The following is a 25,467-nucleotide window of genomic DNA, read 5'->3' as shown; positions in this document are numbered from 1 at the left end:
TGTGCTTATTGCGATGCCAGCTGCGTTCTAGCGCACCACAAAATCAAAATAGGTATCGGTATATACCGGCGGCTGGTGGGTAAAATGCCACCACTCCATGTTGTATACCTTAAAGCCGCCTTGCAGCATCAGGTTTTCCAGTAGCTGGCGGTTAGCAGTTTGCGCCGCGTTAACGGCCGGGTTGCCGACATTGGATACCGGATCAAACATATCAAAGGGCGAGCCCATATCAATTGGCTGCCAGTTACCTTGTTCGTCCTGTTTGGCCAGGGTGAGGTCAAGGGTACTGCCGCGGCTGTGGCCGGACTTTTCGGCAATATATTCGCCTACCAGCTGGTCTTTATTCAAGTTAGGATAGTACTGCGCCTTGGTTGTGGTATCTGCTAAGTCGGCAGCCCAGCGCATAAAGTGGTTTACCGCCCGCTGTGGCCGGTAACAGTCGAAAATCCATAAGCTGTAGCCTTGCGCTCTGGCGGCTTGCTGCACCTTGATAAGCGCCTGGGCGGCGTTTTGTTGCAGGTAGCATTTGTTGGCTTCGTAGCCATCAACCGGGGTGCCGACAAAATTGTCACTGCCCAGATAGGCCATTCTTATCTGCGCATCCGGGATTAACTGGCCAACATCGCTAAAATCGGCCGGGATATCGCTGGCTGCTAACTGAGTGCTAAGCAGCAAGCTTGAGGCTAAGGCGGTTGTTTTCATCTGTACCTCGTTAAATCATCAGCACGCCGGCGATAAAAAACGCCAGCAGGGCCAGCACACCGCACAACAGCGCATACGGCAGCTGGGTTTTTACGTGCTCCAGCAGATCACAGCCCGAGGCGACCGAGCTTACCGCGGTGCTGTCGGAGATGGGCGAGCAGTGATCGCCAAATACGCCGCCGCTTAAAATTGCCGCTAACACTAAAGACGGTGGCAGCCCTAACAATTCCACCATCGGCATGCCAATCGGGATCAGAATGGCAAAGGTGCCCCAGCTGGTGCCGGTGGTAAAAGAAATTAACGCACCGGCCAAAAACAGCAGCGCCGGGATCAGTAGCAGCGGCAGATTGTCGTTAACGATAGAGGCGATAAAGGTGCCGGTGCCCAGCAGCTTTAAACTGCTGCCCAGCGCCAGTGACAGCAGCACTATAGTCACCAGCGGTAATAGCTCGCTCATGCCTTTAAAGCCGGTATCCACTAACTGCTGATGGCTAAAGCGCTTGCTAAACAGCATCATACAATAGGCTACCAGACAGGCCAGCGTGGTGGCGTAGAGCACCGATTGCGAGCCCGAGCCCGCCACCAGCCGGCCATTGCCGGTAAGCAGCATAAAGCCCAGCATAGAGGCCACCAGGGTTAGCAGCGGCACCAGCATAAAGGCCGGGTGGCTGGGGGTGACATCAATTTCAGTGTGATTCGCCAGTGTGTGCAGCTGCTGCTCTGATTTACGCATCGGGCCATATACCTTGCCGCTGATAATGGTGTACAGCACCAGAGCTAGGGTAAATAGCGCATAAAAATTCAGCGGTATGGTGCCGATTAATACCGACACCGCCGACTCGCCCAGCGAATAGGTGCTAAGTAAACCCAGTATATAAGCGCCCCAGCCATTTAACAGGATAATGATACAGATAGGTGCGCTGGTACTGTCGATAATATAGGCCAGCCGGGCCCGGCTCATTTTAAACTTGTCGAATAAGCCGCGTGAACTGATACCGGCGGTGAGTGAGCTTAAGTTAGATTCAATAAAGGTGACTGAACTGATAAAAAAGGTCAGCAAACCGGCCTGGCGCGGCGTTTTGGCAATGCCTTTTTCTATCAGCAGTTTTACCGTGGCCGACACCCCGCCAGAGTCGCGCATATAGGCCAACAGGCCGCCGACCAACAAGGAAAACATTAAAATGCGGGCGTTGTCACCATCGCGCGTTACTGCCACTATGCGCTCCAGCGTGGCGATACTGCCATCGAGCAGCAAGCCCGGGCCGGCATTGCCCGCTCGCAGGTAAATCAGCAGCTCAGCACAGCATAGGGATAACAGCAGCGCCAGGATCACTTCTTTGCGCCACAACACCACGATAATTGCTACCAGCGCCGGTAGCAGCGTAAGCCAATCAGCCAAGCTGGCCTCCTGTCATTATTATTCTAATTTGCTTCATTGCTGAATAATTTATACAGATTGTGTCGCGCCCCCGCAAGTTTTTCGCAAACAGCGCCTTGCGATAGCCGGTTATACCAGCCGGTTCACTGCCCGGCGAATGACTTGCAATTGTTAACAGTATTGCGCCATGCTAACAGCCTTACTGTTAAGTACAGGGTGTTGTATGCAGCGCGTCAGCAATTGGCTACTGATGGCCACTATGGGGGGAGCGATGACCTTGGCGGCCATGGCGTTTAAAACAGGGGCAGAGCAGGTGATGACACAGCAAGGGTTAACCGCACAGCAATATTTGCAGATAAAAGCTGCGGACCTGGATAAGGCGCAGCTGAGTTACCCCGATATAGCGCCGCTGCTGGAGCAACACCGCGCTAATACGCAGCTGCGTTTTAGCCAGCTAGGGCAGTCGGTGCTGGGGACGCCGATCTGGCAAATTGAGATTGGTAGCGGGCCGGTCAAGCTGCTGGCCTGGTCACAAATGCATGGCGATGAATCTACCGCTACCGCGTCGGTAATGGATCTACTGCAGCTGTTGGCCACGGCAGAGGGCCAGCAATGGCTGCAAGGCTGGCAAGACAAGCTGACACTGCGGCTGATCCCGATGGTAAACCCCGATGGTGCAGCGGCCGGTTCGCGTTTTAACAGCATGGGCATCGACATTAACCGTGACGCCAAAGCGCTGCAAACGCCGGAAGGGCGGTTACTGATGCAGGCCGCCCGCGATTTTAAGCCGGATTTTGGTTTAAACCTGCATGATCAAAACCGCTTTTATGCGGTGGGCGACAGCAATAAGCAAGCGACCATTTCACTGTTAGCGCCAGCCTTTAACGAGGCCAAACAGATAGATCCGGTGCGGCAAAAAGCCATGCAACTCATTGGCGAGATGCGCGATTTAATGGCGCGGGAGTTGCCGGGTTATCTGGCCAAATACGACGACACTTTCTCCTGGCGCTCTTTTGGTGACACCTTCGCCGGCATGGGCATTAGCACGGTATTAATTGAAGCCGGTGGCCACCCGGCTGATGACAACCGCCAGGTCGCGCGGCAGCTGATCACCCAGCTGTTGGTACTGAGTATTAACAGCCTTAGCAGCGGCCGCTATCAGCAGCAACCGTTAAGCGCTTATCAGGCTATTCCATTTAACCGCGACGGCGGTATTAAAGATTTGCTGATCCATAATCTGAATATAGAAATTAACGGCCAACGCGCCAAAGTGGATCTGGCGGTCGATCTAGACATTGAAGGCGCTAAACAGGCGCGGCTGCGGGATATTGGCGATTTATCGATTTACGGCAGTTACCATCAGTTTGACGCCCGCGGCTTAAGTTACCAGCCACCGAAAGCCTATGTGCTGACCAAGCCTTTACAGCTGACCGAGCAGGCGTATCTGGCGTTACTGCGCCAGGGCTATAGCCACTTTAGCGGCGATGAGCGCCTGCTGAGTATCGACACCCGCTTGCCGGTGCTACTTAACCCCGCCGGTTTGCCGGGCGACACACCACAGCGCCAGCGCAGGGCGACCTTTTTGCTGGCGAATGCGCAGGGTGTGCAACTGGTGCTGCTAAACGGCCAGTTGCTTGAGCTAAGCAGTGGCAAGTTGTTAAACCCACTGGGCACCTAGAGCATACTTTTTGAGTGTTGAGTGCTCAGGGTTTAGCCTCTTTGCTTTGGCCAAGTAAAAAGCTTAATGGCAGGGGCAGGCGCTCGGCCCAGGCATTTTCGCTGTGTTCGGCGCCTTCAAAGCGCAGGGTTTGCCAGTTATCAGCGTTATAGCCTTTGCTGGCGACAATGGCATCGGCCTGCGCCTGCAGCGGCGGGTACCAGGCATCCAGCGTGGCGGTGCCGTAATCAAAATACAGTTTGTGGCTGGCCGGGTGTGGCAGCTTTTGCCGCATATAGGCAAAAAATGCTGCCGGTACCGGGTTGTCGTCCTGCTGAAACACGCCGGGCCAGTGGGTAGATAAACAGGCCGCGCCGCCAAAAATATGCGGATACTCGCTGATGGCATACAGCGAGATTAAGCCCCCCATGCTGGAGCCCATGACAAAGGTATTGGCCGCATCGGTGTGCACCTGATAACGGCTATCGATATAGGGTTTTAGTTCCTCAACCAGAAACTTCAGGTAACGGTCTGAGTAGATGGCGTCACTGAACAGTGGCTGCTGGCTGTCACGTTGTAGCTGATACAGCTGTTGCTGCACCGCTTCTGGCAGGCTGTTAAATGGCTGCTGCGGAAAATACTCGCTGTGGCGGCGCGCGCCGCCGTTAAAAATGCCCACTACGATAAAAGGCCGGGTGGTGCCAGAGGCAATCAGCGCACTGGCCACTTCATCTACCCGCCACTCCTGGTTATTCCAGCTGCTGCTGCCGTCAAATAACATCTGGCCATCGTGCATATAAAGCACCGCATAGCGCTGGTTATCTGTGCTGCTGTAACCGGGCGGCAGCCAGATATCGACATGGCGTGAGGGAACCAGCGCCGAGCTAAAGTGCGCCAGGCGCTCGATAGTGCCGGCACTGACTTTGGGTAAGTCGGCCAGGGCAAAACAGCTAAACAGCAAAATAAGCAGTGCCAGTAATTTCAGCATAACAGGGCTCCAACGGCATAACATAGCAGCAATACTGCGGCTAATTTTAGCCCATGCTGCTGCCGGCGCCTGACTGAATACGAATTCAGCCGCTTTGCTATACTGTATCGACTCAATGCGAACTGATGCGGCCCAGGCTGCTATAGCCGGCTGATATAAACAAGAGGAAGATCTGATGCGCTACCTGATACTACTGCTGACCAGCCTGAGTATTTTTGCTGTTCATGCTGACCAAACCACGCACTGCCAGAAGGGTGAAGCCGTGCGGCTGATCGCGGTGGTGTATCCACAAGGCGGTGAACTGCCCTGTGAAGTGCAGTACCGTAAAGAGGGCAACACTGAAGTATTATGGCGCGCCAGTAATGAAGCCGGCTATTGTGAGCAAAAAGCCGCCGAGTTTGCCGAGCGCCAGCGTAGCTGGGGCTGGCAGTGTGTTAGCACCGCCAGCGGCGCTGATAAACCGCAGCCCACCCCCTAGCAGTTATTTTTTCAGCTGCAGCGCCCACTTTTGCAGGGCGCTAAGCTGTTTCACAATCAGGCCCTGGATGCGCTCGTCGGTAAGATTACCGTCGGTGTCAAAACTGCCGCTAAAGGCATTGGCAAACACTTCCGGCTGGTTTAGCGGGTACAGGTTTAAATATACGCACACCTGGCGTAAATGGTATTGCGCCCGGCTGGTACCCATGCCGCCACCCGCGCCCATGATGGCGACCGCTTTGCCACTTAGCAGGTGGTTGTCAGGCTCGCGCGAGGCCCAGTCCAGCGCGTTTTTAAGTGCCGGCGCCATCGAATAGTTATATTCGGGGCACGCCAGCAGCAGCGCATCGGCTTGCGCCAGTTGCTTTAGCAGCAGCTCGACGGCTGCGGGTTTGGCGGCTAGGTCGGCATTGTAAAAAGGGACATCCAAAATATCGGCAATATGAATTTTCGTGCCCTCGGGCGCATTGGCCTGAGCGTAACGCAGCAGCCCGCGGTTGGTCGACTTAGCCCGCAGGCTGCCACAAATCGCCAGTATATTCATCGTCATATATCTCTCCTTCGCTGAGTTAAGGTCAATTGTGCTGTGCTCTAGTGTAGTTCAGTCGCTCTGCTTCTGCTTTGGTTCAAAAAAACTGAACATTAACGGCAAATTATTCCGCTTTTTTAACGGTGCCTGGCTGGGTAAGCTTCACTGTAACGTTATGTAGCGACAAGCAGGAGTACCCAAATGTTTGAATTACGCCAAGCCAGTGCGCGCGGCCACGCCAACTTTGGCTGGCTGAACAGTTATCACAGTTTTTCTTTTGGCCGTTATTATGATCCGGCCCAGATGGGTTTTTCCGCGCTGCGGGTCATTAACGACGACACTGTGGCCCCCGGCGCCGGGTTTGACACCCACGGCCATCAGGATATGGAAATTTTAAGTCTGGTACTGCAGGGCAATATTGCTCATAAAGACTCGGCCGGCAATACCGAAGTGCTGCCCGCCGGCGAGTACCAGCTGATGAGTGCCGGCCGTGGTATTTACCACAGCGAGTACAATGCCAGTGCCACTGAGCCACTGAAGTTTCTGCAAATTTGGCTGCAGCCGAATCAGTTTGGCGGTGCACCGGGTTATCAGCAAAAAGCCTTTGGCGAGCACAGCGGCCTGACGCTGATTTTATCGCCGGATGGCCGTGATGGCAGTTTAACCTTGCGCCAGGATGCGCTACTGTATCAGCTGATGTTGGCGTCTGGTGAGACAGAGCACGTTAGCATCAGGCCCGGCCGTAAAGTGTATCTGCATCTGATAAGCGGTGAGCTGACAGTGCTGGGCCAGCGCCTGCAGGCGGGCGACGGCATAAAAATCGCTGACGAGACCAGGCTGGCGTTTACGGCGCAAGGTGCAGTTAAAGCGCTGCTGTTTGATTTACCTTAAGCTAAAGGGCGGCAGCGGGCTAACTTATCAAGCGAGCGGACATTAAGCTGAGATAAAAAAGGAGAGCCAAAGGTGAAAGGGTTAACACTTAGCAGCCTGCTGCTGGCCGTCGTGCTGGCTGGCTGTGATCGTAGCGTACCAACGGACAGTGACAGCAGGCAAAGCGAAAGTGCACAGACTGCCGGCACAGATACAGAGCGCACCGCAGCAGTACCAGATCCGGCCCATAATGCCCGCAACAGCCTGGATTGGGCGGGCACTTATCAGGGCATGTTGCCCTGCGCAGATTGCGAAGCCATTAATACTGAGCTGACATTGCACGACGATGGCCGTTATAGCCTGAGCCGGCAATATGTGGGTAAGTCGGCACAGCAGTTTACTGAACAGGGCCAGTTTAGCTGGAACAGTGCCGGCAACACGGTATTGTTAGACACTGAACCGCTGCAGCAGTTTTTTGTCGGCGAAAACCAGTTATTTATGCTGGATCAGCAAGGCCAGCGTATTGAAGGCGACCTTGCTGCCCGTTACCGGCTGCAAAAACAGCCGTAAGGTTTATCCGGGATCAGCCTTAGGGATACAGCAAGTACGGCTGGCGCTGACGTTTAAACTGCGCCAGTGCGCTTTGCCAGCTTTGGCGGATCTCTGCCTCAGACAAGCCCTGGCTGATTTGCCGGCGCAGCTGGTCGGTGCCAGCCAGTTTGTCCATAAAGTCCGGCGCGGTAAAAAACACTTCGTTGTGCTTGGCAAACAGCGCCTGCCAGCGCAGCAGATATTGTAAGCTCAGGCCCTGCGCTGCCACCTGGCGTAAATCTTCAGCTTTCACCTTTTTATGCATCAGTGGTGGCGTCAGCGCCGCGCCGGGGGTTGAGACCGGGGTAAAGTGAAAGTCTGCCGGGCCAAATTTGTCATAGCCCAGTACCTGAAAAGCAAAGCCGGTGCCGCGGCCGACACTCATTGGCGTGGCCTCAAAAAAGCCCAGAGACGGGTATAACGCTATGGCCTGATCATTGGGCAAATTGGGGCTGGGTTTTACCGGCAGCGAATAAGCCATATCGCGGCGGTAATGCTTAACCGGCACCACCTGCAAGCTCAGTTTATCCGCATCAGTAATCCAGCCTTCGCCTTTAATCATCTGCGCCAGCTCGGCCACTGTCATTCCATGTAGCAGCGGTATCGGGTGCATGCCAACAAAAGACTGAAAGGCCAAGTCCAGCACCGGGCCATCAACATAGGCACCGTTCGGGTTAGGCCGGTCCAGCACCAGCATCTGCACACCGTATTGGGCAGCGGCCTGCATCATATAATGCATCGAGCTGATATAGGTGTAGTAGCGCACGCCGACATCCTGAATGTCGAAAATAACGATATCCAGTTGTTGCATCTGCTCTGCCGACGGTGCTTTGCTGGCGCCATACATCGACCACAGCGGCAGGCCGGTTTTGCTGTCGGTACCGCTTTGGATATGGGCACCGGCATCCTTGTCACCGCGAAAGCCATGCTCGGGGGCGAAAATGGCCACCACCTGTACCTCGTGTGCTAACAGCACATCGACCAGATGCTGCTGACCAAGCATAGAAGTTTGGTTAACCAGCAGGCCGACTCTTTTACCTGTTAACAGCGGCAAGTACTGCTGCAGCTGTTCGGCGCCGGTTTGCAGGGCTGGCTGGGCGGCTACAGCAGGCCACAGGGCGGTTAAATATAACAAGCTGACCAGCCACAGTGCTTTCATAGTTATTGCTCCTGTCATTGTTGCTGCTGCTTCGCTGGCAGCGCGCGGCGGATAAAGCCCTGCTGCTGCGCCAGTTGCTGGCGACAGGCGTCAATGCTGTGGCCGGTTAAAATATGCAAAATGGCCAGCTTGGCGCTCATGCCGGCGTTTTGCAGCGCGTCGCGGGCGATGGCGGCGCTGCAGTCGGTGGCCTGCATCACTATGCGTACGGCGCGGGCCACCAGTTTTTCATTGCTGGCGTGTAAGTCGACCATCAGGTTCTGGTATACCTTGCCACTGCGGATCATGGCGGCGGTAGTGAGCATATTTAAAATCATTTTCTGCGCGCTGCCGGCTTTCATCCGGGTAGAGCCGGTAACCACTTCGGGCCCGACCACCGCACAAATGCCGGTATCGGCAGCCGCTAATACCGGCGCGCCGGCATTACAGCTGATGGCGGCGGTGTAGCACCCCAGCCGGCGGGCATAGGCCAGGCCGCCCAGCACATAAGGGGTACGGCCACTGGCGGCAATACCTACCAGCACATCGTTGGCGCTAAGCGCAATACTGGTAAGATCGGCCACGGCCAGTTCGGCGTTATCTTCGGCGCCTTCTACTGCTTTGTACACCGCATTGGCGCCACCGGCAATTAAGGCCACCACCTGAGTGGCAGGTACGCTGTAAGTGGGCGGGCATTCTACCGCATCTAAAATGCCAAGCCGGCCGCTGGTGCCGGCACCCAGATACACCAGCCGTCCGCCGTTGGCAAAGGCGGCGACAATCTTGTCGACCACGGTTGCTACCTGTGGCAGGCACTGCGCCACACTGTGGGCGACAGTCTGATCTTCGCGGTTAATCAGGCTGACAATGTCGAGGCTGGACAGCAGATCGATGTCGTGGCTTGCCGGATTGCGCGCTTCTGAGCTCATCGCAGCCAGTTGTTGGAGTAAGGCGTCCTGTTGCGTGTTGGTCATAGGGTTATCCTGCGGTAAAAGCGCTAAGTTGTTGTGGCAGTAAGCTGTTGTGCCAGTAAATAGGCGCCATCTAAGGCGCTGCCGCGCGCCGGCTGCAAAAGGGCGCGACAGGGCGCATCCAGCAGTGCTGTAGTGCGCCCGGCCAGGCCACCCAGTAATACCACCGGCAGGGCAAAGTGTTCGCGGCCGGCATATATTAATTGCTGTACTGCCGCGACGTGGCGCTGCTGCAGCTTGTCTGCAACCTTGCAGCGGCCGGCATAATCAAATACCAGCGGTGCCAGGGCAGCAAAATCGTTCGGGCTGGCGCTTTTCAGCCAGGGCAGCAGGGTGTCGGCATGGCTACCGATTTGTGCACCGGCCTGTTGCAGCAGCGGGCTTTGAATACCGGCCAGACTGTCTACCTGCCATAACAGCTCACGCACCAGTTGTTTACCCAACCAGGCGCCGCCGCCCTCGTCACCAATATTAAAGCCCCAGCCGCCAACCTGCTGCTCGCTGCCGTCGGCCAGTAAGCGCATGGCCACCGAGCCGGTACCCAATGCTACAACTAATACCGGCTGGCCTAAATTGGCACCGTACATGGAAGTGCGGGCGTCGGTGGTAATAAACAGCTGCTGATAGCGGCCAGCCAGTTGCTGCATCGCCTGTTGCTGCTGTTGCGGGTTGCCAGCGCCGGCCAGCCCCATTACAGCGCGCAGCTGTGCGCTGTTAACGCCGGCTTGCTGACACAGGCTGTCGGTAAGCTGGTTAATGTTGGCCAGCGCCAGGGCAAAGTCATTGGTCAGCGAGGCCGGGCCGGCTTGCTGCTGCCAATGCTGGCCGCTGGGCTGATGCGTTAACCGCGCCAGCGTTTTGCTGCCACCGCCGTCAACGGTAAGAGTCCACATGTTATTACTCCTTGCTGGCCGTTGCGGGGTTGCCCGCCAGACACACCAGTGTCGCGATCAGGGTGCCCAGACATAACTGCCAGGTAAAACCTAAGTCCAGTGCCGCCAGTGACGGGCTAAGTTGCTGCAGAATATAGGGTTGTAGCAGCAGGGTCACGCAAAATCCGCTGATAAGCGCCGCCGTCACCGAGTAGCGGTTGCCCCGCTTGCTAAACAGCGCGGTAAAAAACACGCCGAGCAAACCGCTGTACGAAAACACCATTACGCTTAAGGCAAACGCCAGTAGCGGCATGTCGGAATACTGCTGCCAGTAAAAACACAGTATGGCCATCAGCGACAGTACGACAGCGGTTAGCAGCATGCCAAACTGACCGGCGCGGACAAAATGCTGCTCATCGGTTTGCGCATGACGCGCCAGGCGCCAGGGTTTGTACATATCGGCCACCAATACCGATGACATCGAGTTAAGGCCCGAGGTAATGGTAGACAGCGCCGCGGCAATGACCCCTACCACCACCAGACCCCGCAGGCCGGATGGCAGCTCGTTTAGCACATAGTACATAAACACCGTCACTTTTTCGCCGGCAAAGCTGTCGGCAAAGCCTTGCGTTGGCTGGTACAGGTCGGGTCTTTGGTAAAAAATATACAGTAAAAAACCGATCAGAATAAACACCAGCATAGTGGGGATAACCATCAGGGCTGAGCTTAGCAGGGCGCGGGCACCGGCTTTGTTGTCTTTGCAGGTCAGTACCCGCTGTGTCATATCCTGATCCAAACCAAAGGCGGCAATATTCAGCAGAATAAAACCGGTTAGCGCCGAATACATATTAAACACGCCGGCTGAGCTGACATCAAAACGCCAGTCAAACAGCAGTAACTTAGAGTCACCCGCTGGTGGTGCGCTTAACGCCTGCTGCAGCTGCGTTACATTCAGCCCTAAGCTATGGTACAGATAACCCAGCACCAGCAGTGCCGCCAGCACATAAACAGCACATTGCAGTGCGTCGGTGTAAATAACCGAGCGGATGCCGCCTGCCACCGTGCAGGCCAGGCCCACCAACGCCAGCAGGATAATGGCCGCCAGCACACTTTGCGGCGCAATATTGTTAAACAGCAACATGGCCACGGCGATGGCGGCCATATACAGCCGGGCACCACTGGCAAACACCCGGCCGAATAAATACATTTTACCGGCGTGCTCCTTGGCGCTGGCGCCAAAACGCTGCTGCAGCAGCTCGTAGACGGTGGTTACTTTCAGCTGGTAATAACGCGGCAGTAAAAACTTAATTACGATAAAGGTGGCGATCAGGGCGCCGATATTGGTTGCCAGATAGGATAAATTGCCGCGAAAGCCCAGGTCCGGGCCACCGAGGAAGGTGGCAGCAGACTGCGAGGTTGCCAATACCGATACGGCCACCACCCATACCGGCATGTTGTTGCCCGCCAGAAAGTAATCGGCACTGTTGCCGGCCCGGCGCCGGTTTACCCACCAACCGACCGCAGAGAGCAGCGTGAAGTAACCAAAAAACACGCCCCAGTCCAGTACTGTCATTTGCATCGCTTCAGATCCGCCAGCCTAAGCCTCGCCATAAAGGCCTTTACCTTAGCATAAGCTGTGGTAGGTGAGTAAAGTATTCATCTAAATTTTTCTTGAATGAATAAATTATTTTTGTTGTACTGCCAGACGCTTTCGCCACAATAACAGGAATTCATCGTGTCCAGTGTCAGGAAACCTATGCCATGTTTTTATCGTGTTGTGCTGTTGTGTTGCGCTGTGTTCAGTTTGTCTCTGTCTTCTGCTGCTATGCCGGTTAAGTTACCTCAAGCCAGCGTTAAGCAAATGCTGGGGCAGAAACTGATGCTGGACTTGCGTTATTACTGTGACAGTGCGCCGCTGAACGGCCAGTGCCGCACGCCGATGACCACACTGCCGCCTGAGCTGGCGGCGCTTATTCGTGACCATGCGATAGGCGGGGTGATTTTATTTGCCGAAAACCTGAGCGGCACCGGGCAAACCATCACGCTAAACCGTGATCTGCAAACTGCGGCACAGGCCTCAGCGTTGGGCTTGCCACTGTTTATTGGCATTGATCAGGAAGGCGGTCGGGTGGCCCGTTTGCCGCGCAGCCTGGCCACCTCTTTTGCCGGCAATATGGCGATAGGGGCAACTTATCAGCGCCACGGCAGCCATTTTGCCACGCAAGTAGGTCAGATCCTGGCTGATGAGCTGTTAAGCCTGGGCATCAATGTGAATTTTGCGCCAACGGTTGATGTTAACGTCAACCCGCTTAACCCGGTGATTAATGTGCGCGCCTTTAGTGAAGACCCCGCCGTGGTCAGCACATTAGGTGGCGCCATGACAGCGGCGATGCAACGCCGCGGCATGATAGCGGCGCTAAAACACTTTCCCGGCCACGGTGATACCGAAGTAGACAGCCACCTGGGCCTGCCGCGGGTAGAGCACAGTCGCGCGCAAATAGCGGCGGTAGATTTAAAACCCTTTGCCGACATTATCGCCCAGCAGCAACCTGGCATGATTATGACCGCCCATATTCAGTTCCCGGCGCTGGATAGCAGCACCTTTGTGTCAAAAGACGGTGAGCAAATGCTAAAGCCGGCCACTTTGTCACGCAAAATCCTGCACGATGTGCTGCGCAGCGAGCTGGGGTATCAGGGGGTGGTGGTAACCGATGCGCTGGATATGGCCGGTATCAGCAAGTTTTTCAGCCAGACGGAGGCAGTGGTGCAAACCTTTGCTGCCGGTGCCGATATTGCGTTAATGCCGGTAAAGTTACAGCACCCGGGCGAATTAGCTGCGCTTGGGCAACTGCTTGATGCCCTCGCGCAGGCGGTAGAGCAGGGTAGCCTCAGCCTGGCAGAGCTTAATGCCTCTTATCAGCGTATAGTGGCGCTGAAACAGCGTTATCCGCTGTTACCCAGCGCCGAAACTGCTGCTGAGCAACTGAGCAAGGCGACCGCGCTGCTGGGCAATCCGGCGCACCGTGCCACCGAGCTGGCACTGGCGAAAGCGGCCGTTACCAGGGTAAAGCCGGCCACCGCAGACTGGCCGGTTACGCTTAAAGGCAAACAAAAACTGCTGCTCATTATGCCGGATAGGAGCAAAGCGCAGGCGTTAGCGGCGGCGCTTAAGCATTACAGTACGGCAGCGCTGCAGATTGACAGCATTAGCCTGCAGCAGACTGATTTTAGCCAGGCCAGCGCGCAAATTGCTGCGGCGGATCTGGTGATCAGTGGTTTTATTGCGCCAATGCAAAGCCTGGCCGATATGGGCGGCATGGATGATTTAACCGGCATTGCTAACCTGGCGGCAGCCTTTGAGCGGCAAAGCCGCAACTATGAAGCGCTATTGCCGCTGATTAGCCAAAACGGCAAACAGCATATTTTTATAAGCCTGCGGGCACCTTACGATATCAGCCGCTACGGCCAGTATGCGCAGTTGGTGCTGGCCAGTTACGCTTACAACACCGCAGAGGATGTCAGTGCCATCGGTGCCGGCAACGCCACCTACGAAGCGCTGGCCCAGGCGCTGTTGCAGCAATATTCACTTACTGGCACCTTGCCGGTGACGGTGGCAGGGTATAACGACTGATGCTGAGCCTGTACCGGCGCTATGCCGATGCCATTTTGGCTAAACTGAATACCAACCGTATGCTGGCACTGGATGTGCTGCGCGGTCTGACCATTACCGCGATGATTCTGGTCAATAACCCGGGCAGCTGGAATTATGTGTACAGCCCGCTGCTGCATGCGCAGTGGCATGGCTGGACGATAACCGATCTGATCTTCCCGTTCTTTATTGTCATTGTTGGTATGTCGTTGCAGTTAAGCCTGCGCCAGCATAGCCTGAATAATAAAGGCCCGCTTATTCGTCAGGCGCTGCTGCGCAGTGGCAAATTGTTCGGCTTAGGGTTGTTGCTGGCGCTGTTTTATTACAACTTCCGTGACCCAGAGTTTAATTATGTTGAAGACCGTTTATTGACCGTGCGCTGGCTGGGCGTGTTGCAGCGCATTGGCCTGGTGTATCTGGCTACGGTACTGATAGTGCTGTACTTTGGCCAGCGTGGTCGCCTGCTTTGGTTGCTGGGGCTGATGGCCGTGTATCTGGCCGGGCTCTGGTGGCTGCCGTATCAGGACGCGCAGGGCCACGAGTTTCGTGGCTTGCTGCTGTTTGGCAACAGCTTTGTCGCCTGGCTGGACCAACTGGTGCTGGGCGCCAACCATGTGTATTACCGCTCGGCCACACCTTTTGCGTTTGACCCTGAAGGGCTTTGGTCGACCCTGCCGGCGATTGCCAGTTGCTTAACCGGGGTGTTGATGGCGCAGTGGCTGCAAAGCGAGCGTAGCCTGGCGCAAAAAATTCGCGGCTTGTTGCTCTGTGGCGTGGTGGCCGTGTGGCTGGCTGAGCTGTGGCACTTTAGTTTGCCGGTTAACAAAAGCCTGTGGACGCCCAGTTTTGTGCTGTTAAGCAGTGGCTATTGTGCCATTGCGCTGGCTGCTTGCTTATGGCTGTGCGATGTCAAAGGCTGGCGCCGCTGGAGCGCCCCCTTTGTGGTGTTTGGCGCTAATGCCATACTGTTTTATCTGTTCTCGGCCGTGTTAGCCCGCATTTTGCTGATGGTGCCGGTGGCTGACAGCTCCTTGCATGGCTGGCTGTACAACAGCGTGTTTCAGCCGCTGTTTGGCGACTACAACGGCTCGCTGGCCTTTGCGGTAGCTTTTTTGGCGCTGTCGTACCTGTTAATGCACTGGTGCTTTAAGCGCGGCCTTATTTTAAAGGTGTAAGTTAATTTTAACGGCGGCGCTTAGCTGGCTGGCAAATTTCTTGCGGTGACGTAAGCTGTTCAGACTAGGCAAGAAATGAACTGCCGGAGACGGGATGAAAAGGTGTACGGCTTTATGGCTACTGTTGTTGTCGTATTGCCTGGCAGCAACGGCACAGGCGCGGCAAGTGGTGGTGGGGGTGTATCAGAATGCGCCGAAAATTGTCGCGGCAGCAGATGGCAGCCCGTCGGGCATTTTAGGCGAGCTGCTGCTGCAGATCGCCGCTGAGCAGCAGTGGCAACTCAAAGCGGTACAATGTGACTGGGCGTATTGCCTGCAGTTATTACAGTCGGGCGAGATTGACCTGTTGCCCGATGTAGCCTACTCCGAGCAGCGTGCACAGCAGCTGGACTTTCATCAAACCCCGGCGCTTTATAGCTGGTCACAGTTTTTTACTGCGCCGGGCGTACAGTTAAGCTCATTACAACAACTGGCCGGTAAACGTTTATTAGTATTGCAGGACTCTATTCAGCAACATTATGTGCAAAAGCTGGTTGCTGAAACCGGCTTACAGCTGCAGCTATTAACAGCACGCTCCATGCCGGAGGCGTTTGCGCTGGTGGCCGCGGGCCAGGCCGATGTGGTGGCGGCCAACCATTACTTTGGCTTAGCCCAATTAAACCGCTACCAGTTAAACCCAAGCCCGGTCACTTTTCAGCCGTCACGCTTATTTTATGCCACCAAAAAAGGCAGCAATCAGGATCTGCTGGCAGTGATAGAGACCCGGTTGGCACAGTGGCAGGCCAATGTCAGCTCACCTTACTATCAAATTCTGCAGCGTTGGGGCAGCGATGTGCCAAAGCCCCGCTTACCCGACAATATTGGCTGGCTACTCGCCGCGTTAAGCAGTTTGTTGCTGCTGTCGACGTTAGCGGTCTGGTGGTTTAAACGCCAGGTCAGTGAGAAAACCCGTCATTTGCAAGTCAGTGAAGCCAGGCTGAGTACCATTTTAAACAGTGTCGATGCCCACATTTATATTAAAGATTTAAAAGGCCGCTACGAGTATGTCAATCTAAAGGTGGCGCAGCTGTTCGGCTGTGCACCAACCGAGGTTATAGGGCGGCGTGATGATGCGTTTTTTGACAACGCCACTGTGGCTAATTTGCGGCAAAACGACGAGAAAGTGCTGCAGGCCGGTGAGCGTCTGGTGTCAGAAGAAGACAATGTATCACGCGATGGCAAACGCCGCCGCGTCTACTTGTCGGTTAAGCTGCCACTACGCGATGAGCGCGGTAACATCTATGCTTTGTGCGGTATTTCAACCGATATTACTGAGCATAAGCAGCAGCAACAGGCCATTCATCAGTTAGCCTTTTACGATGCCCTAACCGGGCTGCCGAACCGGCGCATGTTGCTGGACCGTTTGCAGCAGGCCGTTGGCAAGCATCAGCGCCAGAGCGATGCCACCCAGGGCGCCTTACTTTTCATTGATTTAGACCATTTTAAAGATTTAAACGACAGCCTGGGCCATGCGATGGGCGATGAGTTGCTGCAACAGGTGGCGCAGCGGCTGCAGAGCCATTTGCGCAAAGTAGATACGCTGGCGCGGTTGGGCGGCGACGAGTTTGTTGTGCTACTGACCGATCTACACCCTGACCTTGAGCTGGCCAGCCAAAAAGCCAACCTGATTGGCGAGAAAATTGTGCAGTTATTGTCTGAGCCTTTTATCCTGCAAGAGCGGCCTTACAGCTTATCCGCCAGCGTAGGCGTGGCCATGTTCAGCGATGGCTGTAACAGTGACGAGCTGCTGCAACGGGCTGATTTAGCTATGTATGATGCCAAAGAGCGCGGCCGTAGCGGCGTGCGGTTTTTTAATCAGCAAATGCAGGCCGATGTCAGTGCCCGTGCCCAACTGGCGGCTGGTTTGCGCCAGGCCTTGTTGCAACAACAATTTGTGCTGCATTTTCAGCCGCAAATTGAACACAGTGCCGGCGTAGTGGGCGCGGAGGTATTGATCCGCTGGCAGCACCCACAGCGTGGTTTACTGGCGCCGGGTGAGTTTATTGCGGTGGCAGAAAGTAGCGGCCAGATTTTGGCAATAGGTAATTGGGTGCTGCAGCAAAGCTGTTATCAATTAGCCGAATGGGCCAGGCAGCTACACAGCGCGCATTGGTACTTAGCGGTGAACATTAGCGCGCGTCAGCTGCACTCTGCTAGTTTTGTGCAAGATGTGCGCAAAGCCATCAGCGACAGCGGCGCCACGCCAACGCGGCTGGTGCTGGAAATTACCGAAAGCCAGCTACTGCAGGATATCGACAGCGTGATTGATAAAATGCTGCAGCTAACGCGGCTTGGCGTACGTTTTTCACTGGATGATTTTGGTACCGGTTATTCGTCGTTAAGTTACTTAAAACGGCTGCCGCTGGCGCAGCTGAAAATAGACCGCTCCTTTGTGCGCGATGTGCTAACCGATCCAAACGATGAAGTGATTATCAAAACCATGCTGGCGCTGGGGCAAAGCCTTGAGCTCTCGGTAATAGCAGAAGGCGTTGAAACGCAGGCGCAACATCAGAAACTGCTGCAGTTGGGCTGCCAGCAGTTCCAGGGTTACCATTTTGGTAAACCTGCACCGCTGACCGATTTTGAAGCGGCGCACTAATGCAGCATCAGCCCTGATATTTACTGACTGATCAAGCATTATAGCTATCACTATTGCCAACTAGTCCAGATTGCAGACACCTGTAACGCCGTGCGGGTGCTCAGGAAACTCTTGGTTAGGTAATTCGTAGGTTTTTCCGGTTGGGTTAATTCGCAGTGCAATTGTTGCATTTTCTCGGTCAACGTTTGCGCTGCTGAGGTGTTTAGCGTCGAGTAATACCACAGCAGGTAACGCTGGTTGTGGTAATCAAGGTACAGTACCTGACGCTTTGAGGTGTCAAAGGCACTGCCTGGCCGGTGTGAGCGGATGTTCTTCTCATCAAACGAAAAACGTCCCTGCGCATCGGTCATGGCGTAATCGAGATATTCTTTGTCATATGTCAGCTCGCGGAACACTTTGACGTTAGCAACAGGGTTACCATTAAAGCTAATATTACCCCGCACTGCCGGGGACAAATGCACATCGTATTTTTTGAACCAACTAAACATATCTGCCATAACGTGTTGCGGATAAATTAATGTCAGAGCTAAAGTAAGCAGAATTACCTTAATCGAAATAAGTATCTTCATTAGATAAAGCGGACCAGATAGTTAATTACTATCTGGTCCTGAGAGTTTATGAAATGCTTGAAATAGCGTTACGCGCACTGCGATAGAGTGCGCCAACTGTTTTTTCAAATACCCAGCGGATAAATTTGAATGTCAGCTCAGTCACTGTTGTAACGGCCTGCCGGGCAAAAGCAAGCATATGTCCGAGCAAGCCTTTGGTTTGCTCAGCAAACTGTGTTGAGGCCTTAGCAATACTCTCCAGTGAACGGGCTAGCAAGTCGTAGAAAGTTAATCCTGTACCAATTGCAGCTTGTGCCATGATGGCTGTGTAGTAACCTGCATCTTTTAACAGTGTGATCAGCGCAGCACTGATTTTGTCTGCCCAATAAGTAGAAAAGGACGCTTGATGTCGGTTTTCATACTTTAATCTGACCAGCGTGAAATTAAGTGATGAACGTTGGTTTAGTGCCTGCCAACTTCTGCTGTTGGCGGTGTTAAGGTAGCCAGGGGATTTGTGTTCTGCCATACCATGAGCCTCAACACTAATGCCAGAACCACTATCAAGCCGGTATTCAGTGCCCTCATAAGGTGCATGCACAAAGGGCCATAGTGGAATCATTGGCACAGGGTCTGCACCATGTGTGCAACGATAGATGGCATTTAGCGTACCAGTATGCTTTTTGGAGAACGCGTGCATGCCCACCCTTGGGGCACCAAAGGTGTACAAATTAACGTTACACTTAAAGCGGTTTTTTACCCAATCTGCGGTTAATGATGCTAAAGCGCCACCAAGGCTATGACCAACACAATGCACAGTAGCACTGCCATTGCTGGCAAGTAACGGAGCCAAAATTTTCTCTAAAGCCGGCTTCATTGATCTAAAAGTTTTATCAAAACCTGCATGCACTGCGGTGCCATTATCGCCGCCCGTTACACCAATATTGCCGTTTGTTAACCAGTCACGGTTTATGTGAGTGCCGCGAATGGTCACTACATAATCGTTGGAGAATTGGTTGATTCCTTTACCTACCAAAGCAAAACCTGTGGTCTTATTAAAAAGGCTGAAGAGCGAGCCGCCGGAAACGCCTTTTACCGGGCCTTGTGATAAGTCAAAGTTAAAACAGTTACGTGCTTCGTAGTTTCCCATATTTAACCGGTAAACACCGGAAGCTGATGGGCGCTCAATTTGGTAGACAATTTCGGCAAGTTCAGCGGCTACGCGCGGGGTAAGTGCAGACATTACATAGGTCCTTATATGCTGTAATTAATCAGCCCAGCGGCAAATACTAAATGTGCTGTGCGGGAAATCAGGTTTTTCGATATTAGAAAAAACATGCTCCTGTTCATCATTAGTTAGGTCGCAGTTCAACGAAGAAAGCCTTTGCACTATTGCTTGTTGCGGAGCAATACTAGAAGTTGTCAGATACCACAGCAGATAGTTTTTTTGTTGATGCTGCACAACAATTACTTGGCGTGTGCGCATTTCTGCCAGGCCACCAGGTTTGCGTGAGCGGATATTTTTTTCTGGAAAGCTGAAGTTTCCATCGCTGTCTGTGCTGGTTCTATCAACATATTCCTTGTCGTAATGCAGCTCTCTTGATACCACTGCATTGGCAAGTGGCTTGCCATCAAGTAACACGGTGCCCCGCACCGCCGGGGACAAATGCACGTCGTATTTTTTAAACCAACTAAACATATCTGCCATAACCTGTTGTGAAAAAACAAAAAATACTAAAAACCCTAGTGCTGCTGTGAGTAGCAGCCATGGCTTGCGCTTTGTACTCATACCTTGCATGGATAGCTCTGCACAAATGAAGTTGCTAAAAGATAACTAAAAGACAATATTTTGTAAATTAAATATTTGTTAACGAGGGCGAGAAAGGGATATGGCGCTGCGGTTGCAGCGCCTAAAAGAGGTGAGTTAGTAGTCGAATTTATGCGCGCTAAACAGTTGTTGTACCGCCAGCCAGACATCGCCGACCTCGCCGTTAGCCACCGGCTTGTCGTTGACAAACAGCACTGGCGCTATTTCTTTGCTGGAGCTGGTAAGCCAGATTTCATCCGCGGCTAATACTTCCGCTTCGCTGATATCACGCTCTTCTACCTTGATGTTGCTGTGCTTGGCGAGGATTGCCAGCAGCAGTTGCCGCGTTATGCCGGGCAGTAGTTTATGGCTAAGTGGTGGCGTGGCAATAACACCGTCTTTGACGATAAACACATTTACCGCCGCGCCTTCGGTTAGGTTGCCGTCTTGATCAAACAGTAATATTTCCTGCGCACCCTGGCTGTAGCCCTGCTGGTAATGCAGCACATTGCCAAGCAGTGACGTGGATTTAATATGGCAGCGCTGCCAGCGTAAGTCCTGGCCGGTGACCACGGCATAAGTGGTGACTTTGGTTTTATCTGCTACCGGCTCGGGCGGTATGGCAAAGGCAAAACCAAATACTGTTGGTGTAATATTGGCCGGGAAAGCATGGCCGCGTTTGCTGTCGGTGCCACGGCTTACCTGAAAATACACGCCGATATTATCACCCAGTTCAGCGCGGTTATCGGCCAGCAGTTGATCGGCAATGCGCTGCCAGTCGGCTTGGCTCAGCTTGGGGTCTATCGATAACTGCGCCAGGCCGCTGTGCATGCGGTCGATATGCGGGCCAAAGCCGACAAAGCGGCCGCCGTAGCTTGGGATCACTTCATAGATGCCGTCGCCGAATAAAAAGCCGCGGTCCATCGGCGATATTTTCGCTTCGCTGGCCGGTACAAAGGCGCCGTTTAAATATACTGTTGTCATTGCGGTTCTCGCTGTAAACACGGTTCTGTTGTGCACAATCGAACCGGTTCACCCACACCGACACGCCGTAAATACATCCCTGTAGGCTCGATTCGGCCATCCTGGCCTGCAACGGTCGGCTTAGGGTAAACCGATTCTCATTTTGTTAGTAATTCAAGATCCCTAATAAGCTGTTCGCCTTCGGTATGCGCCAGGCCATCTTCGGTGAGGGTATTTAACCGGGTCACCCCATCAACGCTGCCTTTGGCCGATAAATACTGCAAAATTGCCAGTGGCTCAGCGCCGCTAAGCAGGTTTTCCCCGCGCAATACCGACACCATGGCCGCTAACGCCCAGGCCGCCCAGTTAGACACATCAGCAACAATCAGCTCGTCACAGCGGGTCACACAGGGCGTAATATTCAGTGCACTTACCTGCTGATATAAATTGCCCATACCAATCTCATTACCGCCATCGCCTATACCAATGGTAGGGCAGGTCGCCTGGCTAACAAAATAGTCAAAGCTGGCGCAGCGCGCGCTAATATCTTCGCCGCGCATATTGGCGTAGCGCCCCTTGGCATTAAAGCCGGGCCGCTCAATCGAGATCACCAACTGCGGTTGTAGCTCAGCCAGCGCTGCGTTGGCAATCTCCGGTAGCGCATCATATTGGTTTACCCTGATGGGGTAGCACTGATAATCGGCTTTTAGCGCGCTGTATAGCGGGTCACCGCAAACGAGCACCGGCGTGGCGCCCAGTTTTTGCAACAGCTGATACAAGCCAATAGCGCCGACCGGGCCGTCGGTTTCAAAGGTATCCAGTACCGGAAAGCCGGTGCCAATCAGCACCTTGCCACGGCACTGGTTAAGCAGCTTTGCTGCCCGCAGAATGTAACCCGGCGCTAAATGCGGTTGCAGTGTCGCCATGCCGCGCAGGTTTTGCCGCACGAGTAACTGTTCAATTTGCTGGCTGATGGCCAGATAATCCACTGCTGCGTTGCTCATTTACAGGCTCACCAGTTGGCTGCGAATGGCAGCAGTACGTACTTTGGCCAAACACAACGCATTATGCGCCTGCTCGGGGCTGATTGGCGTAAAATACAGCTCGGTACCGGCGCCGGCCTGGGCCAGTAAGGCGCAATCCAGCGACAGCACGCTGCCGATCTTCGGGTAGCCGCCCAACGTTTGCCGGTCGTTCAGTAATACAATCGGCTGTCCATCCGGTGGAATCTGCACCGCGCCGTAGCAGATCCCCTCAGATAACAGTTGTGTTTGCTGGCACTGTATCGCCGCACCGCTCAGTTTATAACCCATGCGATCGGCCTGCGGCGTAACCTTGTAGCTATGAAGATAAAAACGCTGGCGCTCGGTGGCACTAAAACTGCCGGCCTGATAGCCTTCAATCAGCCGCAGCGTCAATGTCTGGTTAAACTGTGGCCGGTAAGACGCCGGCAAGCGCTGACGCTGAAGTTTGATTACGCGGTTGGCGCTAAGCGTATCGCCGGCTTGCAGTTTATTGCCATTTAAGCCGCCGATGCCTTCGCGCAGCACGGTAGCCGTGCTGCCAAACTGCGGCGTGATGTTAAAGCCACCGGCTACTGCCACATAAGCGCGCAGGCCTTTGCTTACCATCCCCAGCTCAATGACATCGCCTGCCTGTACCTGATGCACTGTCCATTGTTCTACCGCTTTACCGTTAATGCTCACTGGCAATATTGCACCGGTAATGGCAATAAAACTGTGGGTTTCAGCGCGCAGCTGCAGGCCACCGACACTGCATTCAATCAGCGTGGCATTACTAGCATTACCCAGCAGCCGGTTGGCCCAGCTGGCCGACGGCGCATCCATAGGCCCGCCGGTGGTTAAGCCGAGCGCACTTTGGCCAACGCGGCCGCTGTCCTGCAGTAAACTTAGTACGCCGGGGGCTATAACGCTAAAACTGCTCATGGTTTAGCTCCCGTAAGCTGTGCTGGCAGTTCACCACCTAAACGTAAGAATTCTGCCTTATCTATCGCCATAAAACGCACTTCATCACCTACCGCCACCGGCATCACCGGTTCGGCTTGTGGGTTAAACATCCGTGTCGGGCACAGGCCAATTAAATTCCAGCCACCGGGCGATGGCGCCGGGTACACCGCCGTTTGCCGGTCGGCTATGGCGACAGCACCGCGCGGCACCTTGGCCCGCGGTGTGGCTAAACGCGGCATCTGCAGCAGCGGGTCGACCTCGCCTAAATACGCAAAACCGGGCGCAAAGCCGATGGCATAAACGCGGTAACTGATGGCCTGATGCCGTTTTATCACCTCATCGATGCTGATGTTTTTTGTCCGGGCGATCAGCGCTAAATCCGGCCCTGATTCTTCGCTGTAATATACCGGCAGCTCGACGACTTTGCCGCTGTGGCTGTCAGCCGTTTGCAGCTGTGCCAAACAGTGTTGCAGCTGCGCCTGCACCCGGTATAAATCGGTACTAAAAGGGTTAAATATCACCAGAACAGAAGCATAAGACGGCAGAATATCGATTACATCTTCGCCTAGCTCGACTTTAATTAGCGCACAGGCCTGCTGCACCAGTGCAGAAATAGCCGGGTCAATACGCTGGTCAAAATACAGCATCAGTGCATTTTCACCGGCGACAGTCAGCTGATACTGCGGCTTGCTTATACCAACAGCGCTCATGCCAGCAGTGCCCGTATTTGTTGCACCTGGGCTATCGCCGCCTGGTTATCGCCATGTACACAGAGCGTATCGGCGTTAAGTGCCAGTTGTTTGCCAGAGGCGGTAGTCACACTGCCGTGCTTAACCAGCTGCCTGACCTGTGCCAGCATATCATCGCCATGCAATACCGCGCCGGTCTGGCTACGCGGCGTTAGGGTGCCTTCGTCGGTATAGCGCCGGTCGGCAAAGGCTTCAAACAACAACGCAACGCCCTGTGCTTTGGCCAGGGTGGCGAATTCCTGCTGGCGCGCAGTGGCTAAGATCATCAGCTTTAATGGCTTATAAAAACCGGCCACCGCATCCAGCACAGCGGCAAATACCGCGGGCTTGGCCATCATATCGTTATACAGGGCGCCATGCGGTTTCACATAGCTCAGTGTTACGCCGGCGCTTAATGCCATGCCATCCAGCGCAGCAATCTGATAACGCAGGCAATTAACAATCTCACTGTGCGACAGCGCCATGCTGCGCCGGCCAAAACCCTGTAAATCCGGGTAAGACGGGTGGGCGCCAATAGCGACGCCGTGCTGCTTTGCCAGCGCCAGGGTACCTGCCATCACATCGGCATCTCCGGCATGAAAGCCACAGGCGATATTGGCCATGTCTATATGCGGCATAACATCGGCATCCAGCCCCATTTGCCAGCTGCCATAACTTTCGCCCAGATCACAGTTCAGTTTCATCACCGCACCACCACTGCAGAAATAATTTATTCATGTTGCTTGCTTGTTTTGTAATAGTCTAGTCGGATGCGACCAATTTCTAGACAAAAAAGATAGTGTATTGGCAATAGACAGCGCCAGGCAGGCAAAAACGGTAATAACAAACGCAGAGCAATATAGCCAGGCTGTGCTAAGTGCCTCTGACAATACAGCACAGGAAATTAGCACAGGCTATGGTGTGGGCTTAGCGATAAAAAGCGGCAACTTTACCTTTTAACGTCATCAGCAGCGGCTGGCCACGGCGGTCCAGCGCCTTAGCGGCAGCTACTTTTACCCAACCTTCGCTGATGCAGTATTCTTCTACATCAAAACGGTCTTTGCCGTTTAAGGTAATACCAACATCGTACTGGAAAATCTCTTTAACATAATGCGGACTGCGCGGGTTAACCGACAGGCGGTCTGGTAACGCCGGGCGCTCTTGTTCATTGTTTACAGCATCTTGCGTTGTATCGTTCATGGCTTAGGCCTTAATCAGTAAAATGTGCGTCATTGTAGGCAAAGCGAAGCGCCGGCTCAAGTGTGGTAAAGCCTGTTTTCGCTTGCACTTTGCCGCCGGTTTTGCGACGATCGCAGGGTAATTTTCTGCTGAAGTGAGGACGACCTCACCGCTCTATGTCACACGGGGACGGCCCCAACTGAGATGGAGTGTACTATGTCTTGGCTGCTGTTAATTATCGCCGGTGTATTAGAAGCGGGCTGGCTGATAGGTATTGAAAAATCAGCGTCTTTTAGCAAAATCCCCTATGTTATCTTCGCCGTCGCCTGCATGAGCGTCAGCTTACTGCTATTTGGTATCTCGCTAAAACAGATCCCGGCAGCAACCGCTTATCTGGTGTGGCTGGCGGTAGGGGTAGTGTCTATCACTGTTATTAACCACCTGTTTTTTGGCCAGCTTATCAGCGGCCGCCAGCTGTGTTGTTTTGCGCTGATTATCTGTGGTGTAGCGGGGTTAAAGCTGTCTTCTTAACTCAGGCCCCGCCAACCTAGTTCAGGTAGGCGGGTGCTTAGTTAAGATTATTCGACGTTTTGGATCTACTTGTAGATTGCTAAATTAATTTATTTTTAAATCATGTAGATAG

Annotated in this window: 25 protein-coding genes; 8 read left to right on the top strand and 17 right to left on the bottom strand. The window is 54.0% G+C overall.

The annotated features are described in order from the left end of the window. Positions 1-27: 27 nt before the first annotated feature. Together RNAN_RS05900 and RNAN_RS05895 are read right to left on the bottom strand one after the other, a co-directional pair. Entirely contained in the window at positions 28-702 is a 675-nt protein-coding gene (locus tag RNAN_RS05900; protein ID WP_008219798.1) for a M15 family metallopeptidase, read from the bottom strand. Positions 703-712: 10 nt separating this feature from the next. Then, entirely contained in the window at positions 713-2,101 is a 1,389-nt protein-coding gene (locus RNAN_RS05895) for a Na+/H+ antiporter NhaC family protein (protein WP_008219796.1), read from the bottom strand. A gap of 202 nt (positions 2,102-2,303) precedes the next feature. Here RNAN_RS05895 and RNAN_RS05890 point away from each other — a divergent pair, with 202 nt between their 5' ends. Then, a complete protein-coding gene (locus tag RNAN_RS05890) occupies positions 2,304-3,758 on the top strand; it encodes a M14 family zinc carboxypeptidase (RefSeq protein WP_008219794.1) in 1,455 nt (484 codons plus the stop codon). A 25-nt stretch (positions 3,759-3,783) separates the two neighbouring features. On the opposite strand, the gene RNAN_RS05885 is transcribed toward RNAN_RS05890, so the two are convergent. Beyond that, positions 3,784-4,725 carry an alpha/beta hydrolase gene (locus RNAN_RS05885; protein ID WP_008219792.1) on the bottom strand — a complete coding sequence of 314 codons (942 nt, stop codon included), beginning with the start codon at positions 4,723-4,725 and terminating at the stop codon, positions 3,784-3,786. 175 nt (positions 4,726-4,900) lie between these two features. Between RNAN_RS05885 and RNAN_RS05880 the strand changes: the two genes are divergently transcribed. Then, positions 4,901-5,203, top strand: coding sequence for a hypothetical protein (locus tag RNAN_RS05880; RefSeq protein ID WP_008219790.1), 303 nt, complete (start codon positions 4,901-4,903; stop codon positions 5,201-5,203). Between the two features lie 3 nt (positions 5,204-5,206). On the opposite strand, the gene RNAN_RS05875 is transcribed toward RNAN_RS05880, so the two are convergent. After that, a complete protein-coding gene (locus RNAN_RS05875) occupies positions 5,207-5,752 on the bottom strand; it encodes an NADPH-dependent FMN reductase (protein WP_008219788.1) in 546 nt (181 codons plus the stop codon). A 180-nt stretch (positions 5,753-5,932) separates the two neighbouring features. On the opposite strand from RNAN_RS05875, the gene RNAN_RS05870 reads away from it, so the two are divergent. Further along, positions 5,933-6,622 (top strand): pirin family protein, encoded by a 690-nt coding sequence (locus RNAN_RS05870; protein ID WP_008219784.1) that lies wholly within the window; start codon positions 5,933-5,935, stop codon positions 6,620-6,622. A gap of 72 nt (positions 6,623-6,694) precedes the next feature. Beyond that, positions 6,695-7,171, top strand: coding sequence for a copper resistance protein NlpE (locus RNAN_RS05865; RefSeq protein WP_008219781.1), 477 nt, complete (start codon positions 6,695-6,697; stop codon positions 7,169-7,171). A 19-nt stretch (positions 7,172-7,190) separates the two neighbouring features. Here the strand turns inward: RNAN_RS05865 and RNAN_RS05860 are convergent, their stop codons facing one another. Genes RNAN_RS05860 through RNAN_RS05845 form a run of 4 tightly spaced genes read right to left on the bottom strand, consistent with a single transcriptional unit; the run spans position 7,191 to position 11,752 of the window. After that, positions 7,191-8,351 (bottom strand): exo-beta-N-acetylmuramidase NamZ family protein, encoded by a 1,161-nt coding sequence (locus tag RNAN_RS05860; RefSeq protein WP_008219778.1) that lies wholly within the window; start codon positions 8,349-8,351, stop codon positions 7,191-7,193. Between the two features lie 14 nt (positions 8,352-8,365). Next, positions 8,366-9,304, bottom strand: coding sequence for an N-acetylmuramic acid 6-phosphate etherase (gene murQ, locus RNAN_RS05855; protein ID WP_008219777.1), 939 nt, complete (start codon positions 9,302-9,304; stop codon positions 8,366-8,368). Positions 9,305-9,327: 23 nt separating this feature from the next. Continuing rightward, positions 9,328-10,194 (bottom strand): glucosamine kinase nucleotide-binding domain-containing protein, encoded by an 867-nt coding sequence (locus RNAN_RS05850; RefSeq protein ID WP_008219775.1) that lies wholly within the window; start codon positions 10,192-10,194, stop codon positions 9,328-9,330. Between the two features lie 4 nt (positions 10,195-10,198). Further along, positions 10,199-11,752 (bottom strand): sodium:solute symporter, encoded by a 1,554-nt coding sequence (locus RNAN_RS05845; RefSeq protein ID WP_008219773.1) that lies wholly within the window; start codon positions 11,750-11,752, stop codon positions 10,199-10,201. 177 nt (positions 11,753-11,929) lie between these two features. On the opposite strand from RNAN_RS05845, the gene RNAN_RS05840 reads away from it, so the two are divergent. From RNAN_RS05840 to RNAN_RS05830, 3 genes are all read left to right on the top strand, one after another. Beyond that, positions 11,930-13,804 (top strand): glycoside hydrolase family 3 protein, encoded by a 1,875-nt coding sequence (locus RNAN_RS05840; RefSeq protein WP_008219771.1) that lies wholly within the window; start codon positions 11,930-11,932, stop codon positions 13,802-13,804. After that, positions 13,804-14,997, top strand: coding sequence for an acyltransferase family protein (locus RNAN_RS05835; protein WP_008219769.1), 1,194 nt, complete (start codon positions 13,804-13,806; stop codon positions 14,995-14,997). The genes RNAN_RS05840 and RNAN_RS05835 overlap by 1 nt, the downstream gene beginning before the upstream one ends. Positions 14,998-15,091: 94 nt before the next feature. Continuing rightward, positions 15,092-17,635 carry an EAL domain-containing protein gene (locus tag RNAN_RS05830; protein ID WP_008219767.1) on the top strand — a complete coding sequence of 848 codons (2,544 nt, stop codon included), beginning with the start codon at positions 15,092-15,094 and terminating at the stop codon, positions 17,633-17,635. 50 nt (positions 17,636-17,685) lie between these two features. Here RNAN_RS05830 and RNAN_RS05825 read toward each other — a convergent pair whose 3' ends face one another. From RNAN_RS05825 to RNAN_RS05785, 9 genes are all read right to left on the bottom strand, one after another. Next, positions 17,686-18,132, bottom strand: a complete 447-nt coding sequence (locus tag RNAN_RS05825) for a DUF6795 domain-containing protein (RefSeq protein ID WP_008219764.1) — start codon at positions 18,130-18,132, stop codon at positions 17,686-17,688. Positions 18,133-18,250: 118 nt separating this feature from the next. After that, on the bottom strand, positions 18,251-19,423 hold the full coding sequence (locus RNAN_RS05820; protein ID WP_008219761.1) for a lipase family protein: 1,173 nt from the start codon (positions 19,421-19,423) through the stop codon (positions 18,251-18,253). Positions 19,424-19,447: 24 nt separating this feature from the next. Next, the gene (locus RNAN_RS05815; RefSeq protein WP_148275662.1) at positions 19,448-19,978 is read right to left on the bottom strand and encodes a DUF6795 domain-containing protein; all 531 of its coding nucleotides are present in this window, start codon (positions 19,976-19,978) and stop codon (positions 19,448-19,450) included. Positions 19,979-20,104: 126 nt separating this feature from the next. Next, positions 20,105-20,971, bottom strand: coding sequence for a D-amino acid aminotransferase (locus RNAN_RS05810; RefSeq protein WP_008219756.1), 867 nt, complete (start codon positions 20,969-20,971; stop codon positions 20,105-20,107). A 137-nt stretch (positions 20,972-21,108) separates the two neighbouring features. Beyond that, the gene (locus RNAN_RS05805) at positions 21,109-21,954 is read right to left on the bottom strand and encodes a DUF4392 domain-containing protein (protein ID WP_008219754.1); all 846 of its coding nucleotides are present in this window, start codon (positions 21,952-21,954) and stop codon (positions 21,109-21,111) included. After that, positions 21,955-22,896, bottom strand: a complete 942-nt coding sequence (locus RNAN_RS05800) for a 5-oxoprolinase subunit C family protein (protein ID WP_008219752.1) — start codon at positions 22,894-22,896, stop codon at positions 21,955-21,957. Then, on the bottom strand, positions 22,893-23,627 hold the full coding sequence (pxpB, locus tag RNAN_RS05795) for a 5-oxoprolinase subunit PxpB (RefSeq protein WP_008219751.1): 735 nt from the start codon (positions 23,625-23,627) through the stop codon (positions 22,893-22,895). The genes RNAN_RS05800 and pxpB overlap by 4 nt, the downstream gene beginning before the upstream one ends. Further along, complete coding sequence (locus tag RNAN_RS05790; protein ID WP_008219749.1) at positions 23,624-24,349, bottom strand: 5-oxoprolinase subunit PxpA; 726 nt, start codon at positions 24,347-24,349, stop codon at positions 23,624-23,626. The genes pxpB and RNAN_RS05790 overlap by 4 nt, the downstream gene beginning before the upstream one ends. A gap of 223 nt (positions 24,350-24,572) precedes the next feature. Then, positions 24,573-24,845, bottom strand: coding sequence for a DUF3297 family protein (locus RNAN_RS05785; protein WP_008219745.1), 273 nt, complete (start codon positions 24,843-24,845; stop codon positions 24,573-24,575). A 195-nt stretch (positions 24,846-25,040) separates the two neighbouring features. On the opposite strand from RNAN_RS05785, the gene RNAN_RS05780 reads away from it, so the two are divergent. Then, positions 25,041-25,355: a DMT family transporter gene (locus tag RNAN_RS05780; RefSeq protein WP_008219743.1), complete on the top strand. Its 315-nt coding sequence runs from the start codon at positions 25,041-25,043 to the stop codon at positions 25,353-25,355. The last annotated feature ends 112 nt before the right edge of the window (positions 25,356-25,467 follow it).

Origin of the sequence: Rheinheimera nanhaiensis E407-8 (assembly GCF_000296695.1) — a bacterium.
Classification (GTDB): Bacteria; Pseudomonadota; Gammaproteobacteria; order Enterobacterales; family Alteromonadaceae; genus Alishewanella; species Alishewanella nanhaiensis.
The sequence above is the reverse complement of the archived record's forward strand: the minus strand, read 5'-3'. Positions and strand labels throughout refer to the sequence as shown.